We start from the raw sequence: 21,390 nt of genomic DNA on the forward strand, positions 1-21,390 counted from the left end.
TTTTTGGGTAAAAGGTAGGCAATCCTACCTTTTTTATTTATTTACAAAATTTAGCGACGCCGAATAGCCCGTTGTAGTCATCGCTTTTACCTCAACTTACTTGTCTGGATTTGCCGGAGTTGATGGTACATTGTCACAGAGATGGCGATCGCTGTCCACATTAGGGTTATTCTGCAAATAGTCACCAAGGCGATCGCAAGCGCCTTGTATCAGCTCATCGAATGATTGAATGTGCCACAGTTCAGCGATACCATCATCACCTGCGGTAGCTAGTAACTTCCCATCGCGGCTAAAACTAACGCTCTCGATTTGAGAACCTCGATGCCCTATCCAGGCTGCAAACTTTTGACCTTGTAAATCCCACAACTGCACTGTACCTTTGTCCCCGCTACCGACAATCATCTTGCCATTGGGGGTAAACGCCACCGTTTTTAGTTTGATGCCAGATATCTGAAATGGCTGTGCCAATGGCTGACCTTGCAAGTCCCATAAGCGGATAGTACCATCCTCTCCGGCGCTAGCTATTTGCTTACCATTGGGACTAAACGCTATAGCATAAACAGGGCCTAGATGACCTTGAAATGGCTCTCCCAACTGTCGACCTTGCAAGTTCCACAAGCGCACAGTTGCATCATCTCCTGCACTGGCTATGCGCTGACCATCCGGACTAAAACTGACGCTGTTAACTTTGCCTTGATGACCTTGAAATGGCTGTGCTAACTGTTGACCTTGTAAGTTCCACAAGCGGACAGTACCATCATCTCCCGCACTGGCTATGCGTTGACCATCCGGACTAAAACTAACGCTGTTAACTGTGCCTAGATGACCTCGAAATGGCTGTGCTAACTGTTGACCTTGCAAGTTCCACAAGCGGACAGTACCATCATCTCCGGCGCTAGCTATGCGTTGACCATCCAAACTAAAACTGACGCTGAGGACTTTGCCTAGATGATCTTGAAATGGCTGTGCTAACTGTTGACCTTGCAAGTTCCACAAGCGGACAGTACCATCATCTCCGGCGCTAGCTATGCGTTGACCATCCAAACTAAAACTGACGCTGAGGACTTTGCCTAGATGATCTTGAAATGGCTGTGCTAACTGTTGACCTTGCAAGTTCCACAAGCGGACAGTACCATCATCTCCAGCACTGGCTATTCGCTGACCATCCGGATTAAAACTGACGCTGCGGACTGTGTATTGATGCTTTGTGAATTGTGCCTGCTGGTCGTTTAAGTTCCACACACGGACAGTACCATCATCGCCAGCACTAACTATTAGCGGGCCATCTTTGCTGATACTGACGCTTCTGACTGGCCCTTGATGCCCTTGAAATTTATCTAACTCATTACCTTGTAAGTTCCACACACGGACAGTCCCATCTCCAGCAGCGCTAGCTAGTTGCTGACCATCATGGCTGAATGCCACATCCCAGATTCTACCTTGATGCCCTCTAAATGGCTCTGCCAATGGCTGACCTTGCAAATTCCAGAGGCGGATAGTCTTATCTTCTCCTGCTGTCGCTAGTAGCTGATTATCTGGGCTAAATTTGATGCTGCTGATATCTTTTTGATTCCCTTCCCATTCTCTCAACAGCTGGCCTTGCAAGTTCCACAAGCTAATAAAACCGTCATCACCAGCACTAGCGATGATTTGATCGTTTGGACTGAATGCTACGCCCCAAACCAGCTTTTCTTCTTGTTGTTGAGGCACAAGTTTCCTTGTAAAAGGTTGCCCAATGGGATTGCCTTGTAAGTCCCACAAGCGGACAGTATCGTTTGCTCCTCCGGTAGCTAAAAGCTGACCATTGGAGCTAAAACTGATACTTTTGACAAAGCTTTGATCTGCTGACCATTCTTTTACAAGATGACCTTGTAAGTTCCACAGGCGGACGGTATCATCGCGGCCGGCAGTAGCTATTAGTTGGCCATCTGGACTAAAAGTAAGATTATTGACCAAGCCTTGCTCTGCTGACCATTTTTTTACAAGATGACCTTTTAAATCCCACAGGCGGATAGTGTCGTCATCTCCAGCACTAGCCAGAAGCTGATTATCTGGACTAAGAAAGCTTCTAACTGTGCCTTTAGCCCCTTCCATGCGAATGCGTTCTCGGACTGAATAAACTGCTTCTTGCAGCGTTCCTGTCACTTGATTTTGTAGCTGTTCACCTGGACTAAACAATTGCAACAGTGGGTGTTGCAGTGACCTTCCTGCTCGTAAGCTATAAACTAACGCATCTAACCCTTGCTGCTGTAGCTTTGCTTCTGCCGTTTCTCTAGAAGCACTGGTTTCACCAATCTTTGCACTTCTTTGACTAATCAGCGCCCAAAGAGTTAACCCGCTTAAACTAAGAATGATTACGATCGCAATCCGCCATCGCCAACTAATGTTCCGGCGTTTCTGTAAAACACTTTGTTGGACAAATTCTGTTTCTAACTGATTAAACCAATTGTCATGAGACTGGAGTTCCCAATTCAATACATCAAGATAAGGATTACTATTCCAAAGAAACTGTATAGGTTTCTCTCTCAAACCCTCTTGTTGATGCTGTCTTTGCTGTAATCCTTGAACAAGCCGAGTCGGGATTTTGCTAAATAAGTTTTCGACAACGTATAATCTACGATCTAACCAATCAATTACAGTTTCAGCTTTGGCATGCAAACCTGATGGCTGTTCCTTGCTGGCGACACTTTCCCACTCTTCGGCAGCTGCTGTTAGCCGCCGTTGTAAAATTATATCTTCTTCTTTTTTCCACTTGAGTAATTTATCCCATCCCTCCACTAAAGCATCATGGGCTGGCTCTACATAGGATTCGCCTTGAGAATTAGAACCTTCAATGATTAAGCGGGCTTCAGAAAAACGTTTGATGACTGTTTGCACGCGATCGCTTTCTTTCTTGTCAGAGTAAATTAGTTCAGACTTGGGAACCTGTCGCCTTGCTAATTGGCCACCCTGCAATGAAATCATTCGCAGCATTACCCGCCGCACTGTGTTTTCATAAGCGGGGTCTTTTGCAACTAGTCGATCGTATTCTTGGTTAGCACGTTTGGTTAGAGAACCAACTACTCTTCCCAACTCTTCGTAATCTTCCTTTTTTAAGGCGCGGTTGTCCCTTCGTTCCTCTAAATATTTCAGGTACAATTCGCTGAGGGTAAAAGAAAGTAAGGGTAAAGCACCTGGCATTTGTACGACTTCGTTGATCAGTTCATCCACCAAGCTGGGAGGGTCGAAATATACCACTTTTTCGGACGCTGGTTTCTCAATTGCTTCCCGAAATTCATCCTGGGTCATTGGTGGAACGACAAATCGGGTATCATCATTCCAAAAGTCTTTGAGTATAGAGTTTTGAAACTGACCCTCAAAGTCGAGTCGCAAGGTGATAACTACATGGATTTTGTCGGGATATTTAGCGATCGCATTCTTAATCAATTTCTGAAACTGCTCTGGTTCTTCGTCACTCTTAGACAAAGTGATCAACTCTTCAAACTGATCAACTGCTAGCAATAGTTTAATCTGAGGATTAGTCTGGTTCCAACGTTCAATGATGTTTGCTAAAGCTTGCTCGTTTTTTGCTAATTCTGCAACAGTAATTGTAGTTGCAATTGGTAAACACACCTGTGCTAAAGCCTGCAAAGGACTTTCCCCTGGACGTATGGGATCTAAAATCTGAAACTTATGCTCCTGGGAATCACGCAGACGCTTCAACAACCCGGCTTTCATTAAGCTGGATTTACCTGTTCCAGAAACGCCTAGTACCATTGTCAACATTTGTTTATTGGAAACGACTTGCTGATAAAGCTGTTTGATCAGGTTTTCTCTACCGAAAAACAAGTTACTGTCTTTTTCGTCATAAGATTGCAATCCTCGATAAGGATTATTTTCTAAGTTAAGTGGTGGTGCATCCTCCAATTTATCTCGGTCAAAATTAGGCAACAGAAAGATGAATTCCCCTTTGTCATGTTTTCTGAGTGGACACAGACTTGGAGTTTGCCGCTTGTAGTGCTTTTCTGTGACAACTTCAACTTGATCTCGCAAATATGAGTACAGCTCAGTTGCTGTAACGATGCCATCATCATTCAAGTCAGCTTTTTTGTCAGTTCCACGTAGGGCATCAAAAAGCGCTTTGGCAAAGGGAGAGTGAAGCTCGTTACCTTCTTTTACTTCCCCCCGCACACCCAAAGAATCCAAGGCTTTTTGATCATCAGCTGCGGAAGTAATTACTTGCCAAGCTGCATCGCTGATAAAGCGATCGTAGCGTTCTTTATAGACTGTGACTTTGGGCAGAATCTCTCGCTTGAGACTTGCCCATCGGAAAGCGCCTGCAAAACAGCAATCTAAAATTGCTAACATATGCCGACAAGGGAGTGCATTTAGAGCATCATGTAACTCTTGCATCGGCAAGTAGGTACTACTATCTCCTAATATGGCATCTTGCGGAATCAAATAACCTACTGGCCCCTCTTGATTTTCTAGAGCCTCTAAGGCAATACCATGTCCAGCAAAATAGAAGAGGACGCGATCGCTCTCGGTAATTGCCACTTTTTCGTTGTCAAAAGGTATTTGTCCTTGTTTGAAGTCTTCAATCAGTTCTTTGAGTTTGCTAAGGGTAACACGTTGATTCAATAGCAACTGGACTTCATATTTATTTTGTGCTTGATATTGCTGTTTGAGATTCTGATGTTGCTCTTGGAGAATTTGAGCAAGTTTGTCAGCATCAGGAACTGCTGTTTCTAACTCTCTAATCCCATTTACATAGTCATTGATACCGATAATAATCGCAAAATTCCGGTTGAACTTATGCTTAGACATTAGTAGTCCTCATCTAATATCAATTCCAGTTGAATACTTATGAAAATCTCACGCACAGACACAGCATCAAGTCTGATACATTTAACACAATACTTTTAAGTTAAGATAACTTGTACGATCAATAACCTCGCTTTGAGACGTTGTAATGCAACGTCTCAACACATATAAAATCTTCACAAACAATCCTTAAATTAACTGTATTGGTATATAACTTATCAAGGCAAAAATAACAAAAGTAAATGCTTATTTTTGCCTTTCAACTGTCTACTTCTTTTGTTGGGCGATGATCGCTGTAATTAAAGCGTCTAACCCGACTTCTGGTAATTCGATACTGAAGTAACTTAAGTGGTCGCAAGCTACTTGTTGAACAAAGGGTGCAAGCGATCGCCCTTTTGGAATATTCTCAATACTATCTACAGTGACTGCAATATCATTTGGTATACCAAAGAAAGGTAAATTTACAACTTTGTTAAATAAACTTCGCTGTAACCGTTCTAAAACACTAGATTTTTTCTCTAGCTGTTGCTCCAATGCTGCCGGAATAATAGACGTATTGCCAGCGATAATTGAGTAGGGAATGTCAGGATCTTCACTTGCTGCCAAAGATTTGAGAAAATCAGAGTTTGGGTTTAACTCAGCTAGAGCCACTCTAATATTTTTTTCAAGAATTCCCATCAAACCTGTCAGGACTGTTACAGACCAACCAACTGTAGAAAGTCCGTTGAGTCCAATGGCCAAAGTGAGTTTTACCCAATCTTCAATAACTGGCCAAGGAGAACCGGCATTTGGTGTACCTAACATAATTAAATGTTGGACAACTTTATTACCTCCTTCTCGCTCAATAAACCAACGAGAAACTAAACCTCCCATTGAATGAGCAATAATGTGCAGTTCTTTACCGTGGTTTGCTCCTAAACCCACTTCTGTTAGTCGCCGTTTCAAATTTTCAGCATTCTCTTTAATTGAAGTATTTAGGTTTTCGTAGTCAAAGGTAAGCACTTCGTCGTAAAGTTTGCTGATAGAAAGCTTTTGCCCATCTGGTTGCAATACTGTTTGATTAATGCTACTAACTAAACTTTCAGTGTCGCCAATAATACCGTGTATATAGAGGGCAATTCTTTTTGCTTTTGCTACTCGCTGCTGAACATCAATCACATCGTGTTTATAAGTTACTTTATTCTCATCTCCCACCTCAGCCACTGCTAAAATCGGATACTTAAATTCCCGTCCAAAATGGCGACTGATTACTTTTTCAAAAAAGATGCGAATAGACCCTTGCAGGCTACGTTCTCCCTGATTAACTGGGGCTGTTAATCGTTCTATCTCAATTTCTATTTTGCCATTTTGAGTTGTTTTACCGCGGCCTAAAGGTAAGAAAAATTCACCATCATAGCCAACAGCTAGAAGGTATTCATTGTCTGCTAACGGTGCATCTACTAATAATTTCAAAGGTGCATCTGGGGTGACAACTGTGTAATCTTGAATCTCGTTCAATTCCAATACACTTAATCCAGGGTCAGTACCTCGACTGGTAGTAAATTGGAAAGGCCGAGTAACTTCTGCATCTTCCCGCAGGATAGGAGGCAAAATTTGATTTCCTAAATCTCGGCTGACTTGCGGTGTGGTAGTTAGGCGAGCATTTGCCACCAAGCTAGGATGCACCTGTAATTTCACCCCTGCTCCTAATAATTTTTGTTCTGTCTGAGAAACGGAGGTAGAGTCTAAGGGACGTACAGTGGTAATGGTAATTTCCTGTGCATACCAATCGTCATACTTTGCTGCACTTTTGACTTTGATTTCACGATTTTGAGTTCGATTCATCAAACGGTCAAGGCTAGTTTGATTTGCAGATTCTAAATCTCTTGTGGCAGGTGGACGAGGAGCATCAAGTTTATTCTGAGTCAGCAATTTAGCATCAAATTCCTCGTTACTGACAATCAATTTAATCATGTCTTTGTACTCAGTAATCCCCTGTGACCACAACTCGTCTGGGACTTCGAGCATTAAGTTTTCACCGTCTAGAGCCAGTGCTTCTTCTCCTGGTTGTAGCCTGATGCTACCTGCTTCAAAAAATGGGACGCTAATAGCGAAACTATCTGAAAGGTTGACTAAGCCAAAGTAAAGTGGCATCTGACTATTATTGGTGAATTTCAGTTTAAATTCAGGATTTTGCCACCTACCATCCCTATACGTGTACTGCAAACGCATCTGCTGCAATTGAGATAATTCTTCATTTTCAAAGATGAGTTTCATCTCTACATCATTAGCTCTAATCTTAGTTGCTGGATTTGAGAGTTCCGCAATTGTTGTCCAACGGGAAATATGTTCTAAACGTTTAATTGCCTGTTTTGCATTGTCTGGACTATAGCCATCAATTTGAGCTACTAAAGGTCGGTCATCTGTAGGTCGGGCAATTAAATACTGTTGATGACGACAAAGTAGGCGAAACTCGGCTTTACCAACTTCATTCTCCTCGTGCACATAAGGTGAAGCTTTACCATCAAGTCCAGCTGTTGCTAGTGCTTGGCGTGCGAGAGTTACACCGACTTCATCTCCTTCAATGTGAACACCTAAAGGTGGTAGCGGTAGGCTGATAACAACTGCTTTAAAACAAGTACCATCAGCAGTGAGGTTTGGCACATCTTTGATATCTACCTGACTCTGCGTTGGTAGCACCCTAGTCACTTTTGCTGTACCCACAGACTTTGCTGGGTCACGCAGGTCTTCGATATTGGCGTCAAAGGAAAACAGTGCTAGTAAAGTGGTTTCGCCGTCTTTGGGTGGTTGCACTCCGTGAACAGCACCACCATCAATTACCCAGCCATAGTTTGGGTCATTTTTAACAATAAAGTAGGGGTGACGTTCTGCGATCGCTCCATCAAGGAAAAATTTGTTTTCATCCTCAGGATTATTCACTTCCAACTGAGGAGACTGGGCTGTAATTTTACTGCGGATGATGGCATTTGTCTGCCCAACTAAATCTCGATAAGTCAATTTGCTAGTGGCTTTAAAAAGTATATCCATCAAAAAATAAGAGAAACTGCCCCGGTATTTGTCACTACCGTAGTATTCCTTCGCTGTTTCGTAGTCTCGACAAGCAGCTAGAAGTACATGACGACCTTTGGGTATTTTCCAGCCAGTAGGGTGTTTTTCAGGGTCACGGGAATCTGAAAGTTGCATTAAGTCGGCGAGCGCAAAAATAAAACTATTCAGTGGGCGTTCTCGCTTGTCTATAGGTAAGCGACGTATTCGTATCTCTTGCAATGGGTCTTTAGTGCCGGAACCAGAGTGGCAGCAATCCATAATAATGGTAATGTGCGGATCTTTTTCTGCTACTTCGGCAATGAGTTTTGCTAATTCTTTATCTGCCAAATCCCAGCCGCCTTCAGTACGACTGTCATAACATACTAGGGTTTCATCAACATGGTCTGGTTCTAAGTGCCAAAATTCTTTTGGTGCCACTTCCTGAGCACCATGACCACTGTAATAAAACAAAACTATATCATTTTGTCCAGCTTGACGAAGATGCTTCCGGAAACCATCAATGACTGCCTTACGAGTTGCTTGGTCATTTTTAAGTGTTTGTAAATGTAATTCGTATTCTTTTTTATCAAATCGTTCATTAAGATACTGTTCTATTGCTGTAATGTCGTTTACACAACCTTGAAGTCGATGATTTAAATCAGGATAATCGTCAATACCAACAAGTAAAGCGTATAAGTTACGAGTCATGGTTAGTTGTATTTATTGAAGCTATGATTTCTAAATTGCTCAGATAAAATTATGGAGATTTTGGTTTTTTCCCCCATTTTTGTGTTTTTTGAAAGTCTATATTCAACGCAGAAGGCAAGCGTCTATCAAAGGTTTTAGATATTCGCTAAAACCTGAATCACAAGTATAAAATATACAATTATGTTTAAAAAGTACCCGTCGGGGTACTGTTTCGTATTACATTTTTGTTTCGCGCCGATTGAAGCAAGCAAGTGGCGTCAAAATTTCCGTTGCAAAGGCGCGAAGAAGATCGCCTAAAAAGCAGTTTTACTAGAAGTATAGCGATCGCTTAATCATAAAAATTGTCCCTCGGCACATTGCTCGATTCCCTCTCAAGCCTTTTAATGCTCTACAATGCTGGCAATTTAACTACGATTTGGAGCAACCAAGGTAAACACAGTAATCTCAGGACGGGCAGCAAACCGTAAATTTATTGAAGTCATACCTAGCCCTCGGTTGGTGTACTGAATCATATTTCCGACTTGATAGCGACCAGAGTCATATTTTTGGCAAAAAGGTGGAAGAAAAAACTGTGTAATTACAGGTAGCCGAACTTGTCCACCGTGACAATGCCCTGATAGCTGCAAGTCAAACCGCTTTGTAGCAGCACTAATGTCAGCAAAATCTGGCTCATGTGCCAATAAAATTGCTGCCCCTTCATTGGGTAATTGCTGCATTACCAAATCCAAGCGGGGCTTACCCAGCCAGACATCATCTACCCCAGCGATATGCAGCATTGCACTGCCCCGATGTAGCGTGTAAACAGCATTGTTGAGGTTAACTGTACTGCTTGTTTCTATTGCTTGGATAATCGCTTTTGAGTCATTCATATGGTCATGATTGCCCAATATTGCTACAGTTTTATCCTTAGAAGCAAATTTATCTAAGTCCGACTTGAGAGTAGGGATTACTGACGGTGAATTTTTAGTTACCAAATCCCCAGTAATTACCACTAAATCTGGTTTTTGTTGATTAACTAAGTTGATAGTATTGCGGAACCGTTTTTGGCTCATCCAATTACTATCTCGATGAAGATCGCTGATTTGCACAATGCGATAGCCATTAAATTCTGGTGAAAGATGCGGTAAGGTCAGTTGTAAAGAATTGATCTCAATCCAATTTGGTTCAATAAACCTGGTGTAGGATAATCCAAAAATAATTACCAAGAGTAAGCACAATCCTAAAGTCTGAAAATTTGATGTGCTGGGTTTTATTAACCATTCACTACTTTTCAAGGTGTAATCTCCTTTGCTGCGACTACTATATTCTTGGTCTTGCTGCTAGTTTGCCCAAAGCTGGCGATCGCATCAGAGTAATTGGGAAATTATTAAAACTTCCAGTTTAAAGTGAGTAAAATGTAATTAAATGATATACTACGTCTCTCACTTACCCTGGTTTTATGGCACTGCCAATTGTTGCAATTATCGGACGCCCAAATGTGGGCAAATCCACCCTGGTTAATCGACTCGCCGGGGAACAAACGGCGATTGTCCATGATGAACCGGGAGTGACACGCGATCGCACTTATCTACCAGCTTTCTGGAATGGTCGCGAATTTTTAGTGGTAGACACTGGTGGTTTAGTTTTTAATGATGATACCGAATTTTTACCACTGATTCGCCAACAGGCAATGACAGCCCTTGCAGAAGCGTGTGGCGCTATTTTTGTAGTAGATGGTCAAACAGGCCCCACATCGGCAGATTTAGAAATCGCCGAATGGATGCGCCAACAACCCGTACCTGTGCTACTGGCTGTAAATAAATGTGAATCCCCAGAACAAGGCTTAATGCAAGCTGCCGAATTTTGGGAATTGGGATTGGGCGAACCTTACGCCATCTCCGCGATTCATGGGAGCGGCACAGGAGAGTTACTCGACGAGTTAATTAATCACATCCCTGCGATTGAAGACATCCCAGACACGAATGAAATCAAAGTAGCAATTGTGGGACGCCCGAATGTCGGCAAATCGAGCTTACTCAATTCTTTTGTCGGGGAAGAAAGGGCAATTGTCAGCCCCATTTCTGGCACCACCCGCGATGCTATCGATACTGTCATTGAACGGGAAGGACAAACCTACCGCTTGATTGACACTGCCGGCATTCGCAAAAAGAAACACATCGAATACGGCACAGAATTCTTTAGTATTAACCGTGCTTTCAAAGCGATTCGCCGCGCTGACGTAGTTTTATTAGTAATAGACGCTGTAGATGGAGTCACCGAGCAAGACCAAAAATTAGCTGGGCGGATTATTGAGGAAGGTCGAGCTTGCATCATCGTCGTTAATAAGTGGGATGCCGTCGAAAAAGACTCTTATACAATCTACGACTACGAAAAAACTCTGCAATCACGGTTACATTTTACCGAATGGGCAGAAACAATTTTTGTGAGTGCCTTGTCAGGACAACGGGTAGAAAAGATTTTAGAATTGGTGAAAACTGCGGCTGAATCACACAAACGCCGTGTCAGCACATCAGTGATTAACGAAGTTTTAACAGATGCCGTCAGTTGGCATTCACCGCCAGCATCTCGTGGTGGGCGTCAGGGCAAGATTTATTATGGTACACAAGTCAGTAGCCAACCACCAACGATCGCCCTATTTGTCAACGACTCCAAACGCTTCAACGACAACTACCGCCGCTATATTGAACGGCAATTCCGGCAACAGCTAGGATTTAAAGGCACGCCAATTATTTTACTGTGGCGGAGCAAAAAAGTCCGTGACGCCGAAAGTGGTAATGTTAATAGAGCAACTCGCGTCAAAATAAGTTAGGAGACGCGATGAATCGCGTCTGTACAAGAGTTATGAGTTAAAGTCAAAACTCCTAACTTCTCATTCCTCACTCCTAACTCTAAAATGGATTTATTGCGATCGCTGCCACTTGGACTTTATTTAGAACAACCCCAAACTTGGCTGCATAAAATCGATCCGCGAGTCAAGTTCGCCTGGTTAATGAGCTTTTTAACAAGCTATGTTTTAGCTAACAACTTTTGGCGGGTGCTGCTGGTGGTAGCATTAATTATCGCCACCTTGATTGCCAGGATTCCCCGACGAGTATGGCAGCAGCAAATGGGTTGGCTATTAATGCTATCGTTTTTTGTTTTAGCGATCGGAGCCATCAGTCCTGATGGGCTTGGTGTAGATTATCAGCAACGTCTGCCAGCTAATGAACAAATATTAACCCAGCCAGGAAACTCCAATAATCTTGCTCAAGAGCCAGCTGCTGAGAAAAAAGCATACAGCTACGTGCTATTTCACAAAGGCCCGGTCAAAGTGACTCGCTACTCCTTGAGTTTGGCAGTACGCCTGAGTACACTTATCTTTACCGTCATTTACAGCACCAATTTGTATCTGCTAACAACCGCACCAGAAGAAATCACATCTGGCATAGAAAGCTTAATGCAACCCTTGCGACGCTTCAAGTTGCCTGTTACAGAAATTGCTTTAACTTTAACCTTGTCCTTGCGCTTTATTCCCCTGGTTTTAGAAGAAGTGCAAAACTTATTTCGCTCCGTGATGACAAGGGCAATTAATTGGAAAAAGCTGGGATTAAAAGGAGCATTCAAGGTTTGGATGACAGTCGCAGAGAGACTTTTAGAAAATCTGCTCTTACGAGCCGATCAAATGGCCAATGCAATGGTGGTGCGGGGTTTTACCAGTCCTAATGAGCATCGAGTGCAGTGGCACGACTTACGATTAAAAGGGCGTGACTGGCTTGCTATTGCAACTTTAATCTTATTCTGGGGAATACGGCTAGCAATAGGAACTCAGACTTAATATTACGCCGATAAAATGGTAAAAAATTAATTAACTAACAGTAAGCAAAAAGCATAGCCGTAGTTATTTGTACTCACTACCAAAAACTGTCAATTAATTATTGACAACACTTGTAAACAGTATGACCAAGGCTTGGCATTGGCGATCGCTACCCTTAGAAAAGCGCACAGGTTCGGAAGTTTTTGCTGCTCTGTTTCGCCCCACCGCCGCACCGGGAATCGCTACCCTACTGGAAAGTCCCTACCCAACGCCAATCGACCATCCCCAACTCAGCCGATATTCTATTTGTACAGGCGCTCCTCGCATAGTCGATGGCATCCCCCAGATGTGGACACCAGAAGTAGAAGAGGTTTTTCCTTTCCTAGAAAAGTTGTTACAGCAAGGGATAGGGCGAGATGAGGAGGATGAGGTAATATTTTCTTCCCCATCTCCCCATCTCCCCTTCACCGGCGGTTGGTTAGGTTGGCTAGGTTATGATGTGGCATGGGAAATTGAACAATTACCCAATCAGAAAATTGATCCCCTGCCATTTCCCGTAGCTTTTTGGTATGAACCAGATTGTTTTGCCGTTTTGGATCACACCCAACAAATTCTTTGGCTAGCCGCCAGTGATGCAAGTGGACTCGATGAATTAGAGGAGAAATTGGAGAAGAGACAAGGGGAAAAGGGGGACGAAGTAGAATTTTCTCCCCCATCTTCCTTGTCTTCCCTCTCGCTTCCCCCTCTCTTTTTGACAACTCAGACAGATTATGAAACAGCAGTAAACCAGGCGAAAAAATATATTCAGGCTGGAGACATCTTTCAGGCAAATCTTTCGTTGCGATTTCAGGCGTCTACATCAGCTTCTGGTTGGAAAATTTACCAAGCCTTACAAAAAATCAATCCTTCTCCTTTTGCTAGTTATTGGCAAACGCCTTGGGGGGAAGTGATCAGTTGTTCACCGGAACGATTGGTACTATTGCAAAATCGACAAGCCGAAACCAGACCGATCGCTGGGACGCGATCGCGTGGTGTCACACCAGAACAAGATATGCAACTGGCACAAGATTTACTCAGCAACACCAAAGAACGTGCAGAACACATCATGCTAGTGGATTTGGAACGCAATGATTTAGGGCGAGTTTGTGAATGGGGAACGGTTACCGTTGATGAATTGCTGACAATTGAACGATATAGCCATGTGATGCATCTTGTCAGCAACATCAAAGGTACTTTAAAAGGTGAATACACTACCATTGATTTGATTCGTGCCACGTTCCCAGGCGGCACAATCACAGGTTGTCCCAAAGTCCGTTGCATGGAAATTATAGAAGAACTAGAACCCGTGCGACGCAGCTTGTTCTACGGTTCCTGTGGCTATTTAGATTGGCGCGGTAATTTAGACTTAAATATCTTAATCCGCACCCTCCTACTAGCTCCTGCGTCTCAAGCAGGTGGAGCAGGGGAAGTAAATTCTTCTTCATCTTTTTCATCTCCTTCATCTGCCGACTCAACACTCATCCCGCAGCACTCAGCACGTAACATGGTTTGGGGACAAGTTGGCGCGGGAATTGTCGCAGACAGCGATCCTGAGAGAGAATGGTATGAATCTCTGCATAAAGCTCAGGCACAACTTGCAGCCCTGAAAATGCTAGATAATCAATGAAGATAGTTTTCTTTCTTGTATCCAATCCCCATTACCCCTTATCCCTAGAGGGGGCCCCACCTTCCCCAATCCCCAATCTCAAATTACGATTTTGCGCCATTGAGCGACAGTTGTGGCAGTATGGAAAGAAGTTGAAAAATTCGTCGTTGCCGTTGGAAACTTCAAAGGGTGTTTTTCCTTGCCACGTCGAAGCCATGTCGAACTTTCAACAAGAGGATCGAGACTATTTTGTGCTTTGTCCTCACAGATTGGTAAATTGAAGTCACCAAAGCAGATGGTGATGTTTATCGATCAGCCTCTACTCTTTAGAATCTACGCTTCGCGGCTTCTGTTGTACCATTGCGCTTCACTACCACTAGCTTCATCTGCCCATTAGGAACTAGATCAAGGTCTTCGTAACCGCAGTTTCGCATTTTAAGCGAATATTCTGACGAATGTTGGTATTATCGTCTGAATGTTTGGAATTCACTGCGAAAAGATATACATACTCCCACCTTGACTACACCTTGACTCTTAAATGAATCCAGAAAACGCAGAAACTTACATAAACCATCCAACTTGGGGTTTACTCTACAAAATCTGTATGGTTGATGAGAACCAGGATTTGTTCACCACACTTTATGCCCAGCGCTTATTTTTTTTGGTGGCAAATGACGTTAAAGGTGTTAAATTCCAGCCTATAGGACGTACTGAGGCTAGGATGATGTTAGAAAATCGCTTACGTACCCTGCGGCGCAGTGGGCAATCTCAGGAGTACGATCAACTTCAGAGTGTTTTCCAGCGCACCTTCCAATGAACAGTTCGATTTCCGAACGTATTGTTACTATTCGCTCCTCATTGCCAACTTCAGTCAAATTGATTGCTGTTAGCAAGCAAGTTTCTGCCCAGGCCATTCGGTCTGCATACAACGCAGGAATTCGTGATTTTGGGGAAAGTCGTATCCAAGAAGCTGCCAGTAAACAAGCCGAGTTGCAAGACTTACCGGATATTACCTGGCACTTTATTGGACATTTACAAGGCAATAAAGCCAAAAAAGCCATCGAACAATTTCCTTGGATTCACTCCGTCGATAATTTGAAGCTGGCACAGCGCTTAGATCAATTGGCGCAACAGCTAGGAGTGAGTCCCCAGGTTTGCCTGCAAGTGAAAATTCTCCCCGATCCCAACAAGTCTGGTTGGAGTGTGCCAGAACTTTTGGCTGATTTACCCACACTGAATCAATACAAAAGTTTACAAATTCAAGGTTTGATGACAATTCCGCCTTCAGGATTAAATGATTCCGAAATTCTCAGTGTGTTTAATCTCAATCGTCAGCTAGCAAAAAAAATCCAGGAGCAAAACTGGTCGCATATAAAAATGCAGCACTTATCTATGGGTATGTCAGGCGACTACGAACTGGCAGTGCAAGCAGGCGCAACGATGGTACGATTAGGAACCATATTGTTTGGCGATCGCTCTTAGCCGATTAATTATCAGCCTTACAGGTGGGTATTAATAGAGATCAGGATTTGTTGACAAGAATTTTGTCACAGACTGGTGCAATCGGAAACAAAGGATATAGTATTGACAAGAGCAATCGCCAAGGGAAAATGGGGTATAAAGAACTTTCCTTCGGATAAACCTTAGGATATAATCTTGACTCATTATTATGTTTAGGCGATGCACAGACCTTTCCAATAAGTGTCAGTTCATCGCCAAAACCCGTAGTATGGGCTACAAATAGCAATACACTTGCTGAAGTATCCACCGATGTAGCGAGCGCTCTTATCTCAACTAATCCTCAGCCAAGTCAATACAGGCTATTCGCACCAGGAGAGTACACACACAATGAACAACATATTTTCCAAACTCAGAGACTTTGTGGGTCTAAATGAGCAAGTGGAATACGAATATTACGAAGAAGAACCAGAAACAGATAATAATTATCAAAATCTGTATCAGCAAGAAAATCCCCAACCAGCACCACAGGAGAGCGCAGCTGCTCAAAATCGACGCTGGCGGGAACCAGTGCCTACAATGGGAGATGATATGACAGCAGGTCAAAAGCCAATGGGGAATGTGATTGGTATGCCAGGAGCAATTAACGGAATTTCGGAAGTTTTAGTACTCGAACCACGCACCTTTGAAGAAATGCCCCAGGCAATTCAGGCGTTGCGCGAACGCAAGTCAGTGGTATTAAATCTGACAATCATGGACCCCGATCAAGCTCAACGAGCAGTAGATTTTGTTGCAGGTGGTACTTACGCACTAGATGGACATCAAGAGCGCATCGGAGAGAGCATCTTTTTGTTTACACCAAGTTGTGTCCAAGTTAGTACCCAAGGTGGCGTTCTTCATGAAGTACCACAACCACCAGTACGTCCTTCTCGTCCGACAACAGGTACTCCAAATCAAACCTGGGGCAACGAAACTAACCGGATGGCACAATAAAGTTAAATTAGTATTTAGTCCTTCGTCCTTTGTCCTTTGTCATTTGTCCTGGGTATTGCTCATGGTAACAAATGACAAACGACTAATGACTAGTGACCAATGACTAATGACTAACGACTAATGACTATAAAATTTGGCTTAATTGGTGGTGGGGTAATGGGAGAAGCACTCTTATCCCGCCTGATCGCGCTTGGAATTTATCAATCATCAGAAGTCATAGTTAGCGAACCGCTATCTTCACGCCTAGATTTTTTAAAACAGCAATATGGTGTTGCTGTGACGACAGATAATAGCCAGGTTTTCACCGAAGCAAAAGAAGTTCTCTTTTTGGCAGTGAAACCGCAGGTATTTAGCGCGATCGCTCAAGAATTAGCAGATATTGATATTCTTAATAGAGAACATTCACCCCTGATCATTTCCATCTTAGCGGGTGTAGCCTTAAGTCAGCTAGAAGCTGCATTTGTGCAATTGCCAGTGATTAGAGCAATGCCCAACACCCCGGCCACTGTGGGAGCAGGAGTTACCGCGATTTGTTTAGGTGCATATACCAATGCCAAGCATCACCAAATAGCACAGCAAGTTTTTGCTGCTGTGGGTGAAGTCGTAGAAGTGTCAGAAGCGCTGATGGATGCAGTCACAGGGCTATCTGGTAGCGGCCCCGCTTACGTGGCACTGTTAGTAGAAGCACTTGCAGATGGCGGAGTTGCCGCAGGTTTACCTAGAGCAATTGCCAATCAACTAGCCTTGCAAACCGTACTGGGAACAGCGAAACTATTGCAAGAAACCAAAATGCACCCAGCAGAACTCAAAGATCGTGTTACCAGCCCCGGCGGTACAACCATTGCGGGGATTGCCAAGCTAGAACAGGCAGGATTTCGTTCCGCTTTAATTGAAGCAGTCAAAGCTGCCACAGAGCGATCGCAAGAGCTGGGAAAATGAGAGACTGGGGATTGGGGACTAGGGACTGGGGACTAGGCGCTGAAATTCTTCTTAAATACCTAATACCCAATCCCCAATCCCCAATACCCAATCCCTAACGAAGTTGACAAAAGACTCGTTAGTATAGTAAACAATCTGGTTGCAAATGTGATTGAGTGAATTATCCTGCACCGTCTCCAGAACTTGATTTAGGGACTATATTTCCCTTTGATCTGGATCAGTTTCAAAAAGAAGCGATCGCGTCCCTAAACGCCGGACGCTCCGTAGTCGTATGTGCCCCCACAGGTTCGGGCAAAACATTAGTTGGGGAATACGCCATTTATCGCGCCCTAGCACGAGGTAAACGTGTATTTTACACGACTCCCCTAAAGGCGCTGTCGAATCAAAAATTACGTGACTTTCGAGAAAAATTCGGGTTTGATCAAGTCGGACTGTTAACTGGAGATGCTTCCATTCACAGGGATGCACCGATTTTGGTGATGACCACAGAAATTTTCCGAAATATGCTCTATGGCACACCCATTGGGCAAGTCGGCATCTCATTAGTAGACGTGGAAGCGGTGATACTTGATGAATGCCACTACATGAACGATCGCCAGCGCGGTACAGTTTGGGAAGAATCAATCATCTATTGTCCCCGTGAAGTCCAACTGGCAGCCCTCTCCGCAACGGTTGCCAATAGCGATCAACTCACTGACTGGCTAAATCGCGTTCACGGGCCAACTGACCTGATTTACTCCGATTTTCGCCCAGTCCCCTTGGAATTTCACTTTTGCAATCCTAAAGGGTTATTTCCCCTACTGAATGATAGCAAAACCAAAATCAACCCCCGCCTTCAGAAGAAGAAGGGGAAAGGGGGAGAAAGGGACAGAGGGAGAAGTGGTAGACCGGAGGCTCCGGGTATAATTTTTACCCTCAGCCAGTTAGAGCAACGGGATATGCTACCAGCGATTTACTTTATTTTCAGCCGCAGGGGATGTGATAAAGCGGTGGCGGAAGTGGGTGATTTATGGCTGGTAAATAGTGAAGAGTCCCAAATTTTACGGGAACAGATTGATGACTTTTTAGCCCGCAATCCCGAAGCAGGACGTTCTGGACAAATTGCGCCTCTTTACCGAGGAATTGCTGCCCACCACGCGGGGATTCTACCTGCTTGGAAAGCACTGGTAGAAGAACTATTTCAGCAAGGGCTGATTAAAGTAGTATTTGCCACCGAGACATTAGCGGCGGGAATTAATATGCCTGCTCGGACAACGGTAATTTCTACTCTTTCCAAGCGGACTGACACTGGGCATCGCCTATTAAATGCTTCCGAATTTTTGCAAATGGCAGGACGAGCAGGCCGCCGGGGGATGGATAAACAAGGTCATGTGGTGACAGTCCAAACTCCCTTTGAAGGAGCTAAAGAAGCTGCGTATTTGGGAACATCCAAGCCAGACCCCCTAGTAAGCCAGTTTACGCCCAGTTACGGCATGGTACTCAACTTGCTGCAAACCCATACCCTAGAGCAAACCAGGGAACTGATAGAGCGCAGTTTTGGGCAGTACATGGCCACCTTGCATTTACGGTCAGAATACGATGAGATTGCAGAACTGCAAACGCAATTAGCTCAACTGCATGAGCAAATTGCCGCAGTTGATGAAAATGAACTGGCTGTTTATGAAAAATTGCGGCAACGCCTGAAAGTGGAACGCCAGATATTGAAAACCTTGCAAGAGCAAGCACAGTCAGACCGCCAAGAAGAATTGGTGATGATGTTAGGCTTTGCAGTGTCAGGAACTCTGTTGAGTCTCAAGGGTAAAAATATCACAGTTTCTTCACCCGTAACCGCAGTGTTGGTAGGAAAATCAGCTGGTTCTGGTCAAGCTCCTTACTTGGTATGCTTGGGGCACGATAACCGCTGGTATGTGGCAACCACAGGGGATGTAGTAGATTTGTATGCCGAATTGCCACGAGTTGAGGTGCCGCCTGATTTACTACCACCGGCAGAGATGCCCTTGAAGCCAGGACAATCACGCCGTGGGAATCAAGAAACATTTGCGATCGCATCGCGTATTCCTGATCCGATAGAATCTTTGCATCTGGCGCCAGAAGTAGCAGAACAACTCAGTCGCACTACCGCTGTCCAAGAGCAATTAGAAGCTCATCCCTTACATCAATCAGGCAATGCAGCAACGCTTTTCAAGCGTCGGGCCCGCTATGTCGAACTAGAAGCCGAACTCGAACAGTTGCAAGGGCAAGTAGAGCAACAGTCACAACGTCATTGGGAAGAGTTTCTGAATTTAATCGCAATTCTGCAACACTTTGGCGGTTTGGATAACTTAGTCCCCACAGTCTTAGGGCGAATCGCTGCCGCCATTCGAGGTGAGAATGAATTGTGGCTGGGTTTAGTATTCGCTAGTGGTGAATTGGACAACTTAGATCCGCATCATTTAGCCGCAGCTGCTGCGGCTTTAGTGATGGAAACGCCCCGTCCAGATAGCAAGGTTAACTTTGATCTTAGTAATGAAGTCGCAGAAGCCTTGGCAAAATTGCGGGGAATTCGCCGCCAAATGTTCCAACTACAACGGCGGTATAATGTAGCGCTGCCGATATGGTTGGAATTTGAGTTAATTGCCATAGTGGAACAATGGGCGCTGGGAATCGAGTGGACAGAACTCTGCGAGAACACCACCTTGGATGAAGGCGATGTGGTGAGAATTTTACGCCGAACGTTGGATTTATTATCGCAGATACCCCACGTTCCCCATTTGCCAGATTCTTTCCAGCGCAATGCCTATTGGGCAATGCAGTTGATTGATAGATTTCCTGTGAATGAGGTGGTTGAATAAACAGAATGCTGTGACGCACACAGAGCATTTGATAATTTATCTGCGTATTTCTCTCAGGACTTAGGCAAAATTAGCTGCTGTTGGGGCAATTCATGAATTGCCCCAACAAGGAATTTAAATGTTACCCAAATAATAGTAGTGGTACGTAGTTAAAAATGCCTTTTTGGTTTTGTATATCTTCTATACGTGATTAATCACGTGTATCTAACAAAAGTTATAGTCGCTATCAGCGCTATTCAATCTTAGTACACCAAGTTTCCAGTACCCTGCAACTGACGCAAAGAATTTATACATAATGGACAGTCGCAACCAAATACTCTAATTGCAGCATCGCTTTCCTCTTCAGTAAAGTTCAACATCGCAATATTCTTATCTGATACTGATGTGACAATGGTCGAGGAACGTGAAGATGAGGTATACGGTTTCTTTCTCTCTGAATCTCGAATGCACACAAAATCGTTTCCACCATGTGGGTTAGTGATACAGGTACGACCATCTTGTGTGTGCATCAATCGCTGTGTAATACTACCACTTGCATGGGCAGGATGGAATGTTACTAGCGTAGACATCATCGACACAAAGATTGAGGAAGTGGAAAGCAAATTCAGGAGAATTTTTTTGTTCATATATTTCCTTGAGAAAATAGTCTACTAGCTTAGGGTATTCGATTAACTTTCAAACTTCAAGTGAATTTTCCCTAAGAATAGCTAGATAGACACTTGTTAGCGAAGAAAGTTCCATATTTAACCAGCTTGCTAACGAATCATTTACTACAGCATAATTCAGCAATCAAACAGGCTTGATGTCTAGCTTTGAAACAAAAGTTGTGTACTACTTGAGCAAATTTAAATCCGCTGTATATTTTTAAGATGGTGATTGTTTACTTGATGTAAGTATAAGAGCTTAATTAGATTAAAGCTCGTAATTAGCGGCTCTAACCCTTTAAATTCTTATTTAGAGCCATAAATCGCTCTCTACGAACAAAAGTTATATCTGATATTGCTTCATCCAATTGAGAATCGCTATAGCTATCTTCACAAGATTATAAATCTTTATTTAAACAAAAAGATAGTGTATATATTTAGCAATAATTTTGATATAGATTCTCGTTCTTAAAATATCAACTTGTAAAAAGTTCCAGGGTTAGCGCGTCTCAAAGCCTATTGACAATAGGACTTGCCTGATATAGCAAT

Annotated in this window: 12 protein-coding genes; 8 read left to right on the forward strand and 4 right to left on the reverse strand. The window is 43.6% G+C overall.

Annotation, left to right across the window (positions count from 1 at the left end):
- Positions 1-96: 96 nt before the first annotated feature.
- From HWQ44_RS30895 to HWQ44_RS30905, 3 genes are all read right to left on the reverse strand, one after another.
- Positions 97-4,806 carry a caspase family protein gene (locus HWQ44_RS30895; protein ID WP_292725886.1) on the reverse strand — a complete coding sequence of 1,570 codons (4,710 nt, stop codon included), beginning with the start codon at positions 4,804-4,806 and terminating at the stop codon, positions 97-99.
- A 264-nt stretch (positions 4,807-5,070) separates the two neighbouring features.
- Positions 5,071-8,538: a caspase family protein gene (locus HWQ44_RS30900; RefSeq protein ID WP_292725889.1), complete on the reverse strand. Its 3,468-nt coding sequence runs from the start codon at positions 8,536-8,538 to the stop codon at positions 5,071-5,073.
- Between the two features lie 404 nt (positions 8,539-8,942).
- Positions 8,943-9,812: a metallophosphoesterase gene (locus HWQ44_RS30905; RefSeq protein ID WP_292725891.1), complete on the reverse strand. Its 870-nt coding sequence runs from the start codon at positions 9,810-9,812 to the stop codon at positions 8,943-8,945.
- 164 nt (positions 9,813-9,976) lie between these two features.
- Here HWQ44_RS30905 and der point away from each other — a divergent pair, with 164 nt between their 5' ends.
- From der to HWQ44_RS30945, 8 genes are all read left to right on the forward strand, one after another.
- The gene (gene der, locus HWQ44_RS30910) at positions 9,977-11,347 is read left to right on the forward strand and encodes a ribosome biogenesis GTPase Der (RefSeq protein ID WP_292725893.1); all 1,371 of its coding nucleotides are present in this window, start codon (positions 9,977-9,979) and stop codon (positions 11,345-11,347) included.
- Between the two features lie 84 nt (positions 11,348-11,431).
- Entirely contained in the window at positions 11,432-12,352 is a 921-nt protein-coding gene (locus HWQ44_RS30915) for an energy-coupling factor transporter transmembrane protein EcfT (protein ID WP_292725896.1), read from the forward strand.
- Positions 12,353-12,473: 121 nt separating this feature from the next.
- Entirely contained in the window at positions 12,474-13,997 is a 1,524-nt protein-coding gene (locus HWQ44_RS30920) for an anthranilate synthase component I (protein ID WP_292725898.1), read from the forward strand.
- Positions 13,998-14,514: 517 nt separating this feature from the next.
- The gene (gene pipX, locus HWQ44_RS30925) at positions 14,515-14,793 is read left to right on the forward strand and encodes a transcriptional coactivator PipX (protein WP_292725900.1); all 279 of its coding nucleotides are present in this window, start codon (positions 14,515-14,517) and stop codon (positions 14,791-14,793) included.
- On the forward strand, positions 14,790-15,458 hold the full coding sequence (locus HWQ44_RS30930; RefSeq protein WP_292725901.1) for a YggS family pyridoxal phosphate-dependent enzyme: 669 nt from the start codon (positions 14,790-14,792) through the stop codon (positions 15,456-15,458). The genes pipX and HWQ44_RS30930 overlap by 4 nt, the downstream gene beginning before the upstream one ends.
- A 366-nt stretch (positions 15,459-15,824) precedes the next feature.
- A complete protein-coding gene (locus HWQ44_RS30935; RefSeq protein WP_292725903.1) occupies positions 15,825-16,427 on the forward strand; it encodes a cell division protein SepF in 603 nt (200 codons plus the stop codon).
- Positions 16,428-16,547: 120 nt separating this feature from the next.
- Entirely contained in the window at positions 16,548-17,366 is an 819-nt protein-coding gene (proC, locus tag HWQ44_RS30940) for a pyrroline-5-carboxylate reductase (RefSeq protein ID WP_292725906.1), read from the forward strand.
- Between the two features lie 155 nt (positions 17,367-17,521).
- Complete coding sequence (locus tag HWQ44_RS30945) at positions 17,522-20,197, forward strand: RNA helicase (RefSeq protein WP_292725908.1); 2,676 nt, start codon at positions 17,522-17,524, stop codon at positions 20,195-20,197.
- A gap of 242 nt (positions 20,198-20,439) precedes the next feature.
- Here the strand turns inward: HWQ44_RS30945 and HWQ44_RS30950 are convergent, their stop codons facing one another.
- On the reverse strand, positions 20,440-20,823 hold the full coding sequence (locus HWQ44_RS30950) for a hypothetical protein (protein WP_292725910.1): 384 nt from the start codon (positions 20,821-20,823) through the stop codon (positions 20,440-20,442).
- Positions 20,824-21,390: the final 567 nt, after the last annotated feature.

The sequence above is a fragment of the Nostoc sp. JL34 genome, assembly GCF_017114945.1.
In the GTDB taxonomy this organism is placed as follows: domain Bacteria; phylum Cyanobacteriota; class Cyanobacteriia; order Cyanobacteriales; family Nostocaceae; genus Nostoc.

What these genes read in the sequence shown, in the direction of transcription:
- proC (WP_292725906.1), top strand. Translation starts at nt 16,548, where the DNA reads ATGACTATAAAATTTGGCTTAATTGGTGGTGGGGTAATGGGAGAAGCA.
- HWQ44_RS30895 (WP_292725886.1), bottom strand. Translation starts at nt 4,806, where the DNA reads ATGTCTAAGCATAAGTTCAACCGGAATTTTGCGATTATTATCGGTATC.
- HWQ44_RS30920 (WP_292725898.1), top strand. Translation starts at nt 12,474, where the DNA reads ATGACCAAGGCTTGGCATTGGCGATCGCTACCCTTAGAAAAGCGCACA.
- HWQ44_RS30950 (WP_292725910.1), bottom strand. Translation starts at nt 20,823, where the DNA reads ATGAACAAAAAAATTCTCCTGAATTTGCTTTCCACTTCCTCAATCTTT.
- HWQ44_RS30915 (WP_292725896.1), top strand. Translation starts at nt 11,432, where the DNA reads ATGGATTTATTGCGATCGCTGCCACTTGGACTTTATTTAGAACAACCC.
- HWQ44_RS30935 (WP_292725903.1), top strand. Translation starts at nt 15,825, where the DNA reads ATGAACAACATATTTTCCAAACTCAGAGACTTTGTGGGTCTAAATGAG.
- HWQ44_RS30900 (WP_292725889.1), bottom strand. Translation starts at nt 8,538, where the DNA reads ATGACTCGTAACTTATACGCTTTACTTGTTGGTATTGACGATTATCCT.
- HWQ44_RS30930 (WP_292725901.1), top strand. Translation starts at nt 14,790, where the DNA reads ATGAACAGTTCGATTTCCGAACGTATTGTTACTATTCGCTCCTCATTG.
- der (WP_292725893.1), top strand. Translation starts at nt 9,977, where the DNA reads ATGGCACTGCCAATTGTTGCAATTATCGGACGCCCAAATGTGGGCAAA.
- pipX (WP_292725900.1), top strand. Translation starts at nt 14,515, where the DNA reads ATGAATCCAGAAAACGCAGAAACTTACATAAACCATCCAACTTGGGGT.